The organism is Paractinoplanes pyxinae, from assembly GCF_026626335.1.
GTDB lineage: Bacteria > Actinomycetota > Actinomycetes > Mycobacteriales > Micromonosporaceae > Actinoplanes > Actinoplanes pyxinae.
On the sequence record NZ_JAPNTZ010000011.1, the window covers coordinates 250,175 to 262,896 of the forward strand.

At 71.2% G+C, this 12,722-nt stretch carries 14 protein-coding genes; 6 read left to right on the forward strand and 8 right to left on the reverse strand.

The genetic code is table 11. From position 1 onward, the window contains the following. Positions 1 to 31: 31 nt before the first annotated feature. The 5 genes from OWR29_RS30465 to OWR29_RS30485 all read right to left on the reverse strand — a co-directional run bounded on the left by OWR29_RS30465 (position 32) and on the right by OWR29_RS30485 (position 4,095). Positions 32 to 433: a PPOX class F420-dependent oxidoreductase gene (locus OWR29_RS30465; protein WP_267566792.1), complete on the reverse strand. Its 402-nt coding sequence runs from the start codon at positions 431 to 433 to the stop codon at positions 32 to 34. Further along, positions 417 to 1,211, reverse strand: a complete 795-nt coding sequence (locus tag OWR29_RS30470) for an SAM hydrolase/SAM-dependent halogenase family protein (RefSeq protein ID WP_267566794.1) — start codon at positions 1,209 to 1,211, stop codon at positions 417 to 419. The genes OWR29_RS30465 and OWR29_RS30470 overlap by 17 nt, the downstream gene beginning before the upstream one ends. Before the next feature lie 18 nt (positions 1,212 to 1,229). Further along, positions 1,230 to 1,967 (reverse strand): SDR family oxidoreductase, encoded by a 738-nt coding sequence (locus OWR29_RS30475; protein WP_267566796.1) that lies wholly within the window; start codon positions 1,965 to 1,967, stop codon positions 1,230 to 1,232. Between the two features lie 138 nt (positions 1,968 to 2,105). Then, positions 2,106 to 2,645, reverse strand: coding sequence for an AIPR family protein (locus OWR29_RS30480; RefSeq protein ID WP_267566906.1), 540 nt, complete (start codon positions 2,643 to 2,645; stop codon positions 2,106 to 2,108). Between the two features lie 370 nt (positions 2,646 to 3,015). Continuing rightward, complete coding sequence (locus OWR29_RS30485) at positions 3,016 to 4,095, reverse strand: LacI family DNA-binding transcriptional regulator (protein WP_267566797.1); 1,080 nt, start codon at positions 4,093 to 4,095, stop codon at positions 3,016 to 3,018. Positions 4,096 to 4,111: 16 nt separating this feature from the next. On the opposite strand from OWR29_RS30485, the gene OWR29_RS30490 reads away from it, so the two are divergent. Beyond that, positions 4,112 to 5,299, forward strand: a complete 1,188-nt coding sequence (locus OWR29_RS30490; protein ID WP_267566799.1) for an MFS transporter — start codon at positions 4,112 to 4,114, stop codon at positions 5,297 to 5,299. A 13-nt stretch (positions 5,300 to 5,312) separates the two neighbouring features. Beyond that, positions 5,313 to 6,320: an LLM class flavin-dependent oxidoreductase gene (locus tag OWR29_RS30495; RefSeq protein WP_267566801.1), complete on the forward strand. Its 1,008-nt coding sequence runs from the start codon at positions 5,313 to 5,315 to the stop codon at positions 6,318 to 6,320. On the opposite strand, the gene OWR29_RS30500 is transcribed toward OWR29_RS30495, so the two are convergent. Then, complete coding sequence (locus OWR29_RS30500; protein WP_267566803.1) at positions 6,306 to 6,743, reverse strand: hypothetical protein; 438 nt, start codon at positions 6,741 to 6,743, stop codon at positions 6,306 to 6,308. The genes OWR29_RS30495 and OWR29_RS30500 overlap by 15 nt on opposite strands. A gap of 145 nt (positions 6,744 to 6,888) precedes the next feature. Here OWR29_RS30500 and OWR29_RS30505 point away from each other — a divergent pair, with 145 nt between their 5' ends. The 4 genes from OWR29_RS30505 to OWR29_RS30520 all read left to right on the forward strand — a co-directional run bounded on the left by OWR29_RS30505 (position 6,889) and on the right by OWR29_RS30520 (position 10,209). After that, positions 6,889 to 7,620: an ABC transporter ATP-binding protein gene (locus OWR29_RS30505; RefSeq protein ID WP_267566907.1), complete on the forward strand. Its 732-nt coding sequence runs from the start codon at positions 6,889 to 6,891 to the stop codon at positions 7,618 to 7,620. Between the two features lies 1 nt (position 7,621). Continuing rightward, positions 7,622 to 9,451, forward strand: coding sequence for an FtsX-like permease family protein (locus tag OWR29_RS30510; RefSeq protein ID WP_267566805.1), 1,830 nt, complete (start codon positions 7,622 to 7,624; stop codon positions 9,449 to 9,451). A 102-nt stretch (positions 9,452 to 9,553) separates the two neighbouring features. Next, positions 9,554 to 9,820 (forward strand): ribbon-helix-helix domain-containing protein, encoded by a 267-nt coding sequence (locus tag OWR29_RS30515; protein ID WP_267566807.1) that lies wholly within the window; start codon positions 9,554 to 9,556, stop codon positions 9,818 to 9,820. After that, the gene (locus tag OWR29_RS30520; RefSeq protein WP_267566808.1) at positions 9,817 to 10,209 is read left to right on the forward strand and encodes a PIN domain-containing protein; all 393 of its coding nucleotides are present in this window, start codon (positions 9,817 to 9,819) and stop codon (positions 10,207 to 10,209) included. The genes OWR29_RS30515 and OWR29_RS30520 overlap by 4 nt, the downstream gene beginning before the upstream one ends. Before the next feature lie 3 nt (positions 10,210 to 10,212). On the opposite strand, the gene OWR29_RS30525 is transcribed toward OWR29_RS30520, so the two are convergent. Further along, a complete protein-coding gene (locus OWR29_RS30525) occupies positions 10,213 to 11,274 on the reverse strand; it encodes a DUF3616 domain-containing protein (RefSeq protein WP_267566809.1) in 1,062 nt (353 codons plus the stop codon). 57 nt (positions 11,275 to 11,331) lie between these two features. Further along, entirely contained in the window at positions 11,332 to 12,687 is a 1,356-nt protein-coding gene (locus OWR29_RS30530) for a M20/M25/M40 family metallo-hydrolase (protein ID WP_267566810.1), read from the reverse strand. Between the last annotated feature and the right edge of the window lie 35 nt (positions 12,688 to 12,722).

Sequence of the window (12,722 nt, forward strand, 5' to 3'; positions counted from 1 at the left end):
GCCGGGCCACTCAGGCCCGGCGCTCGCGTCCTCAGCCCCAGGGCGCGTGGATGATCTTGTCGACCGCGATGGTCAGGATGACCCGCACCTGGTCGCGGCCGCCGAACCACGGGTACGGCCCGCCGAGGTACTTTTGGGCGAGCTCTTCGATGTGCTCGGCCCCGCCCTTGGGTGTCACGTCGACGACCCGGCCCTTGACCGAGTAGTAGTCGGACACGTTGGCCGGGTTCGCGACGATCACGGAGACGCGCGGGTCCCGCTCGATGTTGCGCACCTTGCGGAAGCCTTCGACCGTGTTGATCACGATGTGCTCGCCGTCGGTGCCGACCCAGGTCTCGGTCAGCTGGGGCGACCCGTCCGGATCGGTGGTCGCGATGAAGCAGGGGCTGGCCGCGCGGAGCAGTTCCAGCAGGCCGTCAGGCAAGATCGTCACGCTTCCCGACAGTACGCCGATCTTGCTCAGCCGCACCTCGGACGATCTCGACCGGGGTGCCGGCGGCGGGGCGGCCGAAGACGTCGGCGGCGCTGCCTCCGCGGAGGAGCAGTTCGTAGAACGGCTCGCCCCAGCCCGAGCTGCCCGGCGCGAACGACATGGCGCCGGCCGGCACGGTGAAGACGCCGTCGCTGATCACGGCCTCGGCGGTGACGGCTCCGATGCGTACGGGAAGGGTCGTGCCTGGTTCGGCCGGCGCCTCGTGCCAGGAGGTTTTGAGATTGCCGTAGCCGTCGGTGTAGACCACCGCGTTGTGCGGCGCTTCCGGCAACGCGAGCTCTTCGCCGAGCAGATCCTCGCCGCGGGCCAGCGCCGCCACGGCCGCCGGGAAGACATCACGCGAGCGGAACTGGGAGCCCGCGTCGGCCACCTTGACCGCCCGCACCGGCTCGCCCAGGAACGACAGGCTCACCCCGGACGCCACCCCGACCACCAGCACGCCCGAGTCGAGCCGGACGGCGGCCAGGCGCTCACCGGCGTTGTCCGGGCGGGGGTCGTCCTCATCGGCCCGGGGCGCCACGTTGGCGAACACGATCCGGTCGGCCGGCCCATCGGTGAGCGCCAGCTGCGCCACGCAGAACCCGGCGCTGACCGTGTCGAACGCGGGCACCGGCACCGCGGTCACGTCGGCTTGCGGCATCAGCTTCGCGAACTGCTGCCGCACCTCGGCGAACGCCAGATCCCCGACCCCGTAGTCGGCCACCACTGTGATCAGCATGCCCGCAGAGTAACCGGCTCAATCCGTGGTGTACCCGCCGTTGACCGTGATGCGCTCGCCGGTGACGAAGCGGGACGCGTCCGAGGCCACGAAGGCCACCACGTCGGCGATGTCTTGCGGAGTGCCGATCCGCCCCAACGGCACGTCAGCCACATAACCGTCGGTGTCCGCCGCGCCGTGCCGCTCAACGGGAATCCACCCCGGCGCCACCACATTGACCGTCACGTTGTCGGGCCCCAGCTCCCGCGCCCACGTCCGAGCCAGGATCAGTTGAGCGCCCTTGGCCGCGTTGTAGGCGGAGAACCCGGGCAGCGCCCGCTCCACCATCTCGGAGCCGATGTGGATGAACCGCCCGCCACCCAGCCGCCGCATGTGGGGGAGCGCGGCCTGCAGCAGCAGGGTCGGGCTCTTCACAAAGAAGGTCAGCTGGTCGAGGTGGTCCTGCCAGGTGATTTCCTCGGCTTTGACCTCCGGCTGCGGCCCGGTCGCATTGGCCACCACAGCCTGTACGGGCCCGAGCTCCCGCTCAACGTCGGACACCAGCCGGGCGACGTCCCCCTCGTCGGTGACGTCAGCCTGGAAGGCGGCGGCCTTCCCACCGGCCGCCTCGATGTCGGCCACCACCTTGGCCGCCCCGTCAGCATCGGACCGGTAGTTGACCGCCACCGCCCACCCGTCGGCGGCCAGCCGCCGGCAGATGTGCGCCCCCAGCCCTCGCGAAGCCCCCGTGACCAGCGCACTCCCCATGATCGTCATCCGCCGACCGTACGCGAGGCGTGGAATGCCGCTGTCAGGGGAGACGACTCAGTAGCGTGCGAACCAGGTCGGGGCCCTTCGCGATCTTGTCGGCGGAGCTGCCGGTTCTCGCTTCGTAGGCAGAGAACTCCGCCCGGATCAGGGCCAGGCAGGCGGGTAGGTCCGCGTCGGCCAGCGACACGTCGGCCTGGGCCAGCCGGCTGAGCTGCTTCGGGTTGTGCACCTCGGCGCCGACGAGCTTTGCCGCAGCGACCATCGGCTGAGCCCCATGGCCATGACGGCCTGGGCGAGCAGAGAGATGCTGACGATCCGTTCCGCGCTGCGGCCCATGTTGCGATAGAAGTTCTTCCGCCGGTCGTAGTACCAGTCCTGGCCCAGGAAGAACGCCTCGATGTCGCGCTGCACATCGTCGGTCGCCCGCAACGATGCGGCGGGCACCGAGGTCTGGCGATTTGTGGCACGAATGACGAGGTCACGTGTGGCGGCGTCGTTGCCCGTCACAAGAATCCGCACGAGGATCGACCGATCCAGCGCAGGATGATCGGCTGCAGCGCTCCGAAGAACGTTGAAGATGGTGTGCGAGGACTGCAGCCCGTTCACGACCTGCACGTCGTCGAGCGAATAGGTCTTGCCGACCGCCGTGGCTTTGGAGCAGACGATGGTGACGCCGTTGTTCAGCTACCAGAATTCCGGGCTGTCAGGCCGTTCGAGTGAGGCCCGGATCTCTTGATTGACTTCGACTTCTCCCTGGTAATCGCGGACGTTCCAGTCGAAGATGTGTCGTCGCAGTTGCCCGTCCTCGTCGGTGAGAAACGCGATGTGCCTTGATCTCCACCTTCGTGTTGATCGAATTCGATCCCGTGGCGCGCCCTTTGGTGGCATAGACGAAGTGAATCTCTACCTGCGGATGGCGTGTGGCCAGAGCGCGGAGCGCTCGGCGGAAGAAGCCAGTTCGGGTGACGGTGCTGGGTGAGTAGAGCCATCTGGGTGGAGTCGGCCGACGACAACGTGTGGACCGACCATCTCGGCGTCGCGGCCGCGCTGAGAGTCATGGTTGTTGACGCGCGGCCGGCTCGCGGGTGGTTGCGCGCAGGACGACCTGCCACTCGTGTCTGGCCGGGATCTGAGTTGTCAGGCCGAGGGCGGCGCGGGCGCAGTGGGCGCCCTGGTCGCGGAGGGACTGGGCCAGGGTGGTCAGGTGGGCCGGGGAGGCCGCGTCGCTGTCGTCCCAGCCGGTTACGGCCAGGTCGGCCGGGACTCGCAGGTCGGCGTCGGCGGCGGCGCGCAGGGCGCCGAGGGCCAGTTCGTCGCCCATCGCGGCGATCGCGTCCGGTGGGTCTTCGCCGCGCAGCAGGTCGGCGGCGAACGCCTCGGCCTCGGTGATGTGGTTGACCGGGCAGACGGCCAGGCGTAGCTGCTCGGCCGGGTGGCCCAGGCCCGTCCAGGACTCCAGGAAGCCGGCCCACCGGTGCCGGGTGACCGGGAAGCGCACCTCGCCCACCCGGTCGCCGGTGAGCAGCAGGCGGGCCCGGTCGCGGTCGAGCGGGAAGCCGAGCACGAGCGGGCGCCGGGCGTTCGCGAACGCCACCGCGCCGATGGCGGCGGCCGCGGCGTGGTCGTCGATGCCGATCACCGGCATGCCGGGCCGGTGCGGGCCGGCGTGGATGACCGCGGGCAGGCCGGTGGCGGCCACCGCGTCCAGCACCGGGTCGTCGTCGCTGGTGGTCCATACGACGAAGCCGTCGACCGCCGCTTGGGCTACGCGCTGGGCGTCGGAGGCGGCGCCGGTGATCGGCACGAGGGTGAGGCCGACGCCCTCGGCGGCGCACACGTCGGACACCCCGGCCAGGAAGCGTGCCGCCTGCGGGTCGTCGAAGGCGTAGCTCAAATGCTCGCCGAGCACGACGCCGAGCGAGCCCACCCGCCCCCGCCGCAACGAGCGGGCCGCCGGGTGCGGTCCGGGGTAGCCCAGCCGCTCGGCCGCCGCCCGCACCTTGGCCGCGGTCTCGGCCGAAACCCTCTCGGGCTGCGAGTAGGCGTACGAGACCGTCATCGGGGACACGCCGGCCGAGCGGGCGACGTCGCCCATGGTCGGTCTGCGCTTCGAGTTGTGGCCGGCGCGGGTCATGCCGCAGACTGTACTTGTGTATCGATACACAAACGCCTTCGTGCGTGACTCCGCGACCTGGCTGTCCTACGCCGCCCTGGGCTGCTTCACGTTCTGGCTCTACGCCTTCGGGCCCGCGGTCACCCTGCTGCGGGAAGAGCTCGGCTTCTCGTACACGCTGCTCGGCATCTATTCGGTGGTGTGGGCGCTCGGCGCGGCCCTGACCGGCGCCCTGTTCGCCCGGGTGGCCCGCCATGTGTCGCGCGGCGTGCTGTTCTGGGGCGCGGCCGCGGCCAGCGTGGTCGGTGCCGCGCTGTTCACGCTCGGTCGCGGCGTCCCGGTCACCCTGATCGCGGCCGGGCTGTTCGGGCTGGCCGGGACGACGCTGCTCACGGCGATCCAGGCGATCCTGTCCGACCGGCACGGCAGCCGGCGCGACCGGGCCCTGACCGAGGCCAACATCGGCGCCGGCGCGTCGGCCGTGTTCGCCCCGCTCGTGCTGGGCGCGCTCGCGGTCAGCGTCCTGGGCTGGCGGGCCACCTTCGCGCTGCCGGCCGTCGTGCTGCTCGGGCTGTACCTGCGCTACCGTCACGAGCCGCTGCCGGCCGTGCCCGAACAGCATTCCCGCACCTCGGCGACCGGTCGGCTGCCCCTGGCGTGCTGGCTGTTCGCCGTGCTCACCGCGGTCAGCTCGGCGGTCGAGTTCTGCCTCGTCTACTTCGGCCCGCAGGTGCTGCTGGGCACCGGCCTGTCCGCCGCCGCGGCCGGCACCGCGCTGAGCGCCAACTTCCTCGGCATCCTGATCGGGCGACTGGCCGGGGCCCGCATCACCCGGTCGCCCGGGCGCACCGTGCGCCTGCTCTACGTCTCGCTGGCGGTCACCGGCGTGGGTTTTCTGCTGTTCTGGCTCACCGGCAACCCCGTGCTGGCCGTCATTGGTCTCTTCGTCTGCGGGGTGGGCATCGCCAACCTGTATCCGCTCGCTCTGGCGCTCACCCTGGACGCCGCCGACGGGCGCGAGGACCAGGCCAACGCCCGGTCACAGCTGGTGCTCGGCCTGGTCGCGGCCGTCTCGCCGTACCTGCTCGGAACCCTGGCCGACCGGCACGGGCTGGCCACGGCCTTCGCGCTCGAGCCGGTGCTGATCGGGCTCTGCCTGCTGCTGTTGTGGGCCGGCTTGCGCGTACGCGGTGAAAGTCACGCCCCCGTCGGCGATCATTCGTGACAGGCTGACCAGCGTGACGTCGCGACCACTGCGCAAGCTCGGTTTCCTGACCATCGGGCTCTTCGAGCGGGACGACCCCCGGGCCGGCCACGAGTCCACGCTCGAGATCATCCAGCTCGGCGAGCAGCTGGGATTCGACAGCGCCTGGGTGCGGCATCGCCATCTGCAGTACGGGATCTCGTCGCCCGTCGCCGTGCTGGCCGCAGCCACGCAGCGCACGTCGACCATCGAGCTCGGCACGGCGGTGATCCCGCTCGGCTGGGAGAACCCCCTCCGCCTGGCCGAAGACCTCGCGACCGTCGACATCCTCTCCGGCGGGCGGCTCAACCCGGGGATCAGCGTCGGGCCGCCGATGAACTACGACACCGTCAAAGAGGCGCTGTACCCCGACACCGCCGAGGCCGAGGACTTCAGCTACCACCGCGTCGAGCGGCTGCTCGGTTTCGTCCGCGGCGACCAGGCCACCGACTTCAGCGGCAAGAAGGGCGTCGTCGAGGAGTTCTCGGAAAGGGTCGAGCCGCACTCGCCCGGCCTGATCAACCGCATGTGGTACGGCGGGGCCAGCCTGCGCTCGGCCCAGTGGGCCGGCGAGCACGGCATGAACTTCCTGACCAGCAGCGTGGTCAAGGCCGAGGACGGCGACGACTTCGCGCAGATCCAGCTGTCGCACATCCGCGCCTTCCGCGACCGGCACCCGCTGGGTGAGCAGGCCCGGATCTCCCAGGGCCTGGTCGTCATCCCCACCGATTCCGCGTCCGATGAGCAGAAGGCCAAATACGCCGCGTACGTCGAGAAGCGCACACCTCGGACCCGGGAGCCGCAGGGCCCGGCCCGGATGCTGTTCTCGCGCGACTACGTCGGCAGCTCAGCCGAGATCGCCGAGCAACTGCTCGCGCACGCCGCGTTCCAACAGATTGACGAGGTGGCGTTCGCGCTGCCGTTCAGCTTCGACCACCCCGACTACGTGCAGATCCTCACCGACATCGCCACCCACCTGAAGCCGCTTCTAGCCCAGGGCTGACACGGTCACCGGCCGGCCCTCGGTGAGGTCGGCGATCGGGATCATGGCCACCGGATCGTCGCCCATCAGCAGGAGGGTGGTCCACTGGGCGTCCTCGGCGCCGTACCGGCGCAGCCGGGGCACGTCGTCGGCGGCGACCGTGACGGTGCCGTCCCGGCGGGAAACCTTCACCGTGCCGGACGGTCCGTTGAGGACGAGGCAGTATTTCTTGTCGCCCGCCTCGGCGTAGTAGGTGTCGGCGTCGCACATCCCGAGCAGGCGGCCGAGGAAGCCGGGCGGGTGCTGGACCTCGCCCGAGATCTCGTCGTTGATCCCGTACACCTCGACCTGATCACTGGCCGGGGCGGTGGACGGGACCCGTACCAGAAAAAGCGCAAGCACCGCGACGCCGCCCGCCCACAGAAGCTTTCGTCTCGTCGACATGGACACGACCCTATGAATCGGCGGCGGCGCCGGGCCTGAGTAGCGGCACTCAAAGCGACTGGGGGTGTTAGCACTACCCCGAACTGGGTGGTTCGCCGCAGCGACTCGGAACGGCCGCGAAAATAGCGTTTCAGGCATGACGACGATGACGATGACGCCGGCCGCGGTGGCCCTCCACGGGGTCAGCCGCACTTTCGGTCGGGGGCCGTCGGCGGTCACGGCCGTCGACGATGTGACACTCGACTTCCCGCGCGGCGGCTGGACCGCCGTGATGGGTCCGTCCGGTTCGGGCAAGTCCACGCTGCTGCACTGCGCGGCCGGGCTCGAGCGGGTCGACACCGGGCGCGTGCTGCTCGGCTCGACCGATCTGACCTCGGCGGGCGACGCCGAACTGACCACGCTGCGACGCACCCGGATCGGGTTCGTCTTCCAGAGCTTCAACCTCATCGGCGCGCTCACCGCCGAGCAGAACGTCGCGCTGCCGCTGCGGCTGGCGGGTAAGCGCCCGTCCCGGTCGGTCGTGCGCGCGACGCTCGACGCGGTGGGGCTGGCCGACCGGGCCCGGCACAAGCCGCGCGAGCTTTCCGGCGGGCAGCAGCAGCGGGTGGCGATCGCGCGGGCCATGGTGACGCGGCCCGAGGTGCTGTTCGCCGACGAGCCGACCGGCGCGCTCGACTCCACCGCCGCCCGCACGGTGCTCGACCTGTTGCGCGCGATGGCCGACGCCGGCCAGAGCATCGTGATGGTCACCCACGATCCGGGTGCGGCCGCCCGCGCCGACTCCGTGGTGTTCCTGCGCGACGGACGCGTGGTCGACCGGCTCGCCGGGGCCGACGCGCGCGGGGTCGCCGACCGGCTAGCGGCTTGGGAGCGGTGACATGCTGGGGATGAGCCGGGCCGGCCTGGCCGAGCGTTGGACGCTTTTCGTTGGTGCGCTGCTCTCCGTGGCTCTCGGGGTGGCGCTGGTGCAGTCTTCGTTGTTGCTGCTCATTTCGGCGGCGCAGCAGAGTTCCGACGACGCCGCGGTGCCGATGCTGGGCATCGTGCTCGGCGGGGCGGTGTTCCTGGCCGGATTCGTGATCAGCTCGACGTTCGCCTTCACGGTCGACCAGCGCCGCCGCGACCTGGCCCTGCTGCGCCTGGTCGGGGGCAGCCGGCGTCAGGTGCGCCGGCTGCTGCTGGGCGAGGCGGTTCTGCTCGGGCTGGGCGGCGCCGCGATCGGCGTGCCGGCCGGGCTGGGCGTCATGGCGGTGCAGACCTGGCTCATGCGGCGGTTCGAGTTCGTGCCGCCGGCCTTCACGGGCGAGTGGCGCATGTGGATCCTCGGCGTCTCGGTCGGCACGGGCGTGGCGCTCGCGGTGGCCGGGGTGCTGGTGGCCGCGCGGCGGGCGGCCCGGGTACGGCCGTTGGAGGCGCTGCGCGAGAGCGGCCCGGCGGCGCGGGTGATGACGGCCGGGCGCTGGGTGGCCGGCCTGTTCTTCTTCGGCGGCGCGCTGGCCCTGGTCATCGTGGCCCCGCACGGCGGACCGGCCGGCGGTCAGGCCATGGCGATGAACGTGGCCATGCCGGCCGCGGTGGCCGTGGTGGCGTTCGGGCCGCTGCTAGTCCCGGTGCTGGCCCGGCTGGTGCCGTTCGGCGGCGGGGTGCTGGGCTCGCTGGCCCGGGCCAACGTCCGGGACGCGCGGCGCCGGTCGGCCTCGGTCGCGGCGCCGCTGATCGTGCTGATCGCGCTGGTCGTGGGCAACACGGGCGCGGGGGAGTCGTTCACGGCCAGCGGCGTCGACGAGATGGCCCGCTCGACCCACGCCGACTTCGTGGTCGAGGGGACCGTTCCGGCCCGCCCGGGTGTGGCCACCGTGTCGGCCGAGACCTCGCTGGACGCCCAAGTCGTCACCGGTTCGGGCGAGGACCAAGAGACGACGGACGTCACCGCTCTGGTGATCGATCCCCGGGCGTACGCGGTGGTGCACGGCACGTCCGTCGATGTCCACGGTCAGGCCGTGGCCCGGGGACCGGGCGGCGAGGTTTCGACCAGCGGATCGGTTCGGGTGCGTCTGCCCGGAGCCGACCTGGGCGAGCTGCCCGTGGTGGCGTCGGTGCCCGAGATGATGAGCGGCGGCGCGAGCCTGCTGCTGCCGCCCGGCCTGGTGCCCGCGGCGGCGCTGGCCCAGGCGCCCACCCGCTCGTTCGTGGCGCTCGCCCCGGGCGCCGACGCTTCCGCCGTACGAGCGGACCTGGCCCGCTACGGCCCGGTGTTCACCGCCGGCGACTGGCTGCGCGCCGACGCCGAGCAGCGCAACTCGACCAACGACAAGGTGATGCTGGTCGTGCTCGGCCTGGGCGGCCTGTACGCCCTGATCGGCGTGATCAACTCGATCGTGATCGGCGCCGCCACCCGCCGCCGTGAATTCGCCGAGGCCCGGGTGACCGGCCTGACCCGCGGCCAGGTCGTCCGCTCGGCCCTGCTCGAGGCGTACGCGGTGACGGGCGCCGCCCTGCTGCTGGGCACCGTGGCCGCGTCGGCCGCCTTCTTCGCCGTCCTGGCCACGACGTCGGCCGTGACCGGCTCGGCGACCCTGAAGCTGCCGTGGCCCTTGTTCGCCGCGGTGGCCGCCGTGGCCCTGACCGTAACCGGCGTGACCAGCCTGATCACGTCCCTCTCAGCCACCCGCCGCCCCCCGGTGACCCTGCTGGCCGCCCGCGAGTGACCTAGTCGAGTGACACTAGTCGGGTGTACCCTCACCTTCCGGTGGGGGCATACCCGCCTCGACGAAGGATCCGGACGCGCCATACCGATGTATGGTGCTTGTATGGCTGCGAAGAAGGTGACTGTGACGCTCCCCGAGGAGCTGGTCGAGGCGCTCGGCGCCGCCGCCCACGAGGACGGTGTGCCGCTGTCGCGGCTCGTCGCCCATGCGGCGGAGAACGAGCTGCGGCGCCGGCTCGGGCGTCGTCTGGTGGCCGAGTGGCAGGCCGAGCACGGCGCCTTCACGGCCGAAGAGCTCGCGGCGGCCCGAGCCGAGATGGCTGCCGCCGACGCTGAGGCGTTCGGTATTCCTCCGTCGGCGGCAGCGTGAGCATCCCTTACGTGTACGACGCCGGTGTCCTGCTGGCGATCGACGGCAACGACCGGCGGATGTGGACGATTCATCACCTGGCCATCGAGGAGGGGCGTCGCCTCCTCGTTCCGGCCGTCGTCGTCGCTCAGGCGTGGCGGGACGCCCGTCGCCAGGTTCAGCTGGGCAAGTTTCTGCACAGCTGTGAGGTCATCCCGGTCGGGCTGGAGACGGCGAAGACAGCCGGCGTGCTGTGTGGCAAGTCGGGAACTCGCGACGTCGTCGACGCCACGGTGGTCACCGTCGCTTTGGCCCATGGTGCCATCGTCTTCACCAGCGACCCCGGGGACATCACCTTGCTGGCGGTGGCCGCCGACATCAAGCCGAGCCTGGTCGTGCGTCGCGTCTAGTCGTCACCGCAGGCGGACGACGTCGGCTATTACGGCGTCGTCCTCGGTGAGGCGGACGGCGGCGGGGCTGTCGTAGACGATCAGCAGGCGGCCGTCGCCGTAGCGGCTCAGGCCCTCGGCGTGGTCGTCGCCTTCACCGAAGGACAACTCCAGCTCGCGGCTGATCATGTCGCCTCGCACGATGGTGGGCTGCTCGGAGCGGCTGGCGTCGTGCCAGCGGTAGACGCGCACCGGGCCGTCCAGGTCCATCGTCGGGCCGGCCAGGATGAGCAGGTCGTCGCCGTCGGGGCAGAGGTCGCGCACGCCCAGGCCGTCGAGCTTGAGCACGTGCTTGCGATAGGTGAAGCCGTCAGCGAACTCGTGCAGCCGCAGCCGGTCGGGCTCGTCCGGGTCGATGTAGGGCCGCAGCTCGAGCACGAACGCCCAGCCGCGCAGCACCGGCCCGCGCAGGCCCAGATAGACGCGGTCGCCGCTGACCGCGATGCCTTCGATGTCGAGCCCGTTGTCCTTGCCCGGGATGGCCAGGAACGGCGCCAGATGCTCGTCCTTGCGCAGCAGGTGCCGCAGGTCGTCCTTGCCGCCGAGCGCGGCCGCGTAGTGCTTCTCGCCGTCGAGTTCGATTTCCCGTACGGGCGTCGGCAGCCCGTCCACGTCGGCGATCGGAAGGCGTACGAGAATCTGCCGGTTCTCCTGCCCCTCGATGCGCGCCAGCCGCTTGAGCGCCTTCGCCCCCTCGTGCCGGTCCTTGATCTGCTTGCGGCGCAAGCTGTGCGAGCCGATCGCCCACAGGAACGGCCCCGTGCGGGCCAGCCCCTCGACGTCGGCCTCCTCCTCGATGTCCGTGCCGGGCAGGGTGATGAAATCGCCGAGCCGGTACGTCGTTTCGGCGCCGAACTCGGTCGGGGCGGCCGGGTCGTCGGCCACCAGCCGCTCCACGGTCGCGGTCTCGTCGCCGGCGATCCACAGGACGGGCCCGTCGAGGCGTACGGCCGAGAGGTTGGTGTGTGTCGCCGCGGCGCGCGACTTGTCCCCGAAGCGCAGCCGGACCGTGTGTTCCAAGGTCATGGTCATCATCGTGGCACCGGGAAGCCACCCGGTGTGTCGGCTGTCGGGATATCGAAACTAGCTGGACGGGTTAGGTGCGGCGGCGGGGCTCCGGTTCCCGTCGGTGTCCACCGCCCGTACGCCGAAGAAGACGTTGTCTTTCGACAGGTCGATGGTGACCTCGCTGACCTTGCCGACGGCCCGTGAATGCTGCCAGTCGGAGGCCGTCGTCTCGCGCCAGACCACCTCGTAGCCGGCCAGGTCGGGCTCGGTCCCGAGTTGCCAGCGCAGCGTCGTGGCATTGGTGAGCTGCGTGGTGTCGATGACGACACCCTTCGGCGTGCCCGGCGCCTGGGCCAGCGACCACAGCGCGGACGCGTTGGTGCGGGCCACCCCGGCGATGTACCTGAAGTCGCAGAACTCGACCAGGTCGCCGTACTGGACGCCGTTCTCGACCCGGACGTCCTGATGCTCGTGGGCGAAGTTCTCGCGCGGCTCGGTGAAGCGGGCCGCCGGGTAGCCGCGGAGCAGGAACGAGATGTGGTCGCTGCCGCGCAGGTAGCGGTCGCGGCGCCAGATGAGCCGGACGTCGAGGTCGGTCCGCAGGTCGCCGACGAACCGCCCGAGCTGGCGCGACGGCCCGTCGTTCTCGCCGCCCACGCTCTTGCGGGTGGTGGCCTCGGCCGCCGTCTCGGAGGTGGGCACCCCCTCGACGAACAGCCGCACCGACCGGGACGGCGGCGTGCCGTCGTGCGCGTCACCGGTGCCGACGATGTCGTTGCTGAACATGGCCTGGATGTCGGCGCCCCGGTCTTTGTAGACCTGCGCCATGTGGTCGGAGCCGTAGAGCCCCTGCTCCTCGCCGGCCACCGCGGCGAACACGATGGTCGCCTCGGGCCGGCGGGTGGCCAGCACCCGCGCCAGCTCCATGATCACGGCCACCCCGGACGCGTCGTCGTCGGCGCCCGGCGCGTCCTTGACCGCGTCCATCACGTCGGTCACCCGCGAGTCGTAGTGCCCGGTCACCACATAGATCCGCTCGGGCGTGACACTGCCGCGCAGCGTGGCGATCACGTTGGTGATCGTGGTCGGCGCCGGAACGCGCGGCGACACCGGCTGCACGAACGACTGCAGCTCGACCGACATCCGCCCGCCCGACCGCGCCGCGTACCGCTGCAGCTCGGCAAAGATCCAGTCGCGCGCCGCCCCGATCCCGCGCACCGGATCGTCCTGGCTGGAAAGCGTGTGCCGCGTGCCGAACGACACCAGCTTCCGCACGATCGCCTCGATCCGCCGGGCGTCGATCTCGCGCAGGATCGCCCTCAGTTCTCCTTTGGGCACGACGCTTGCCCGGGCCGCCTCGCCCGCCACCAGAGGCGCCGCCGCAGCAGCCGCCGACACTGTCAGAAACGCACGCCTCGTCGACTTGGCCATGCCGTCCACTCTGGCCCTCGAGCGATCGGATGTCC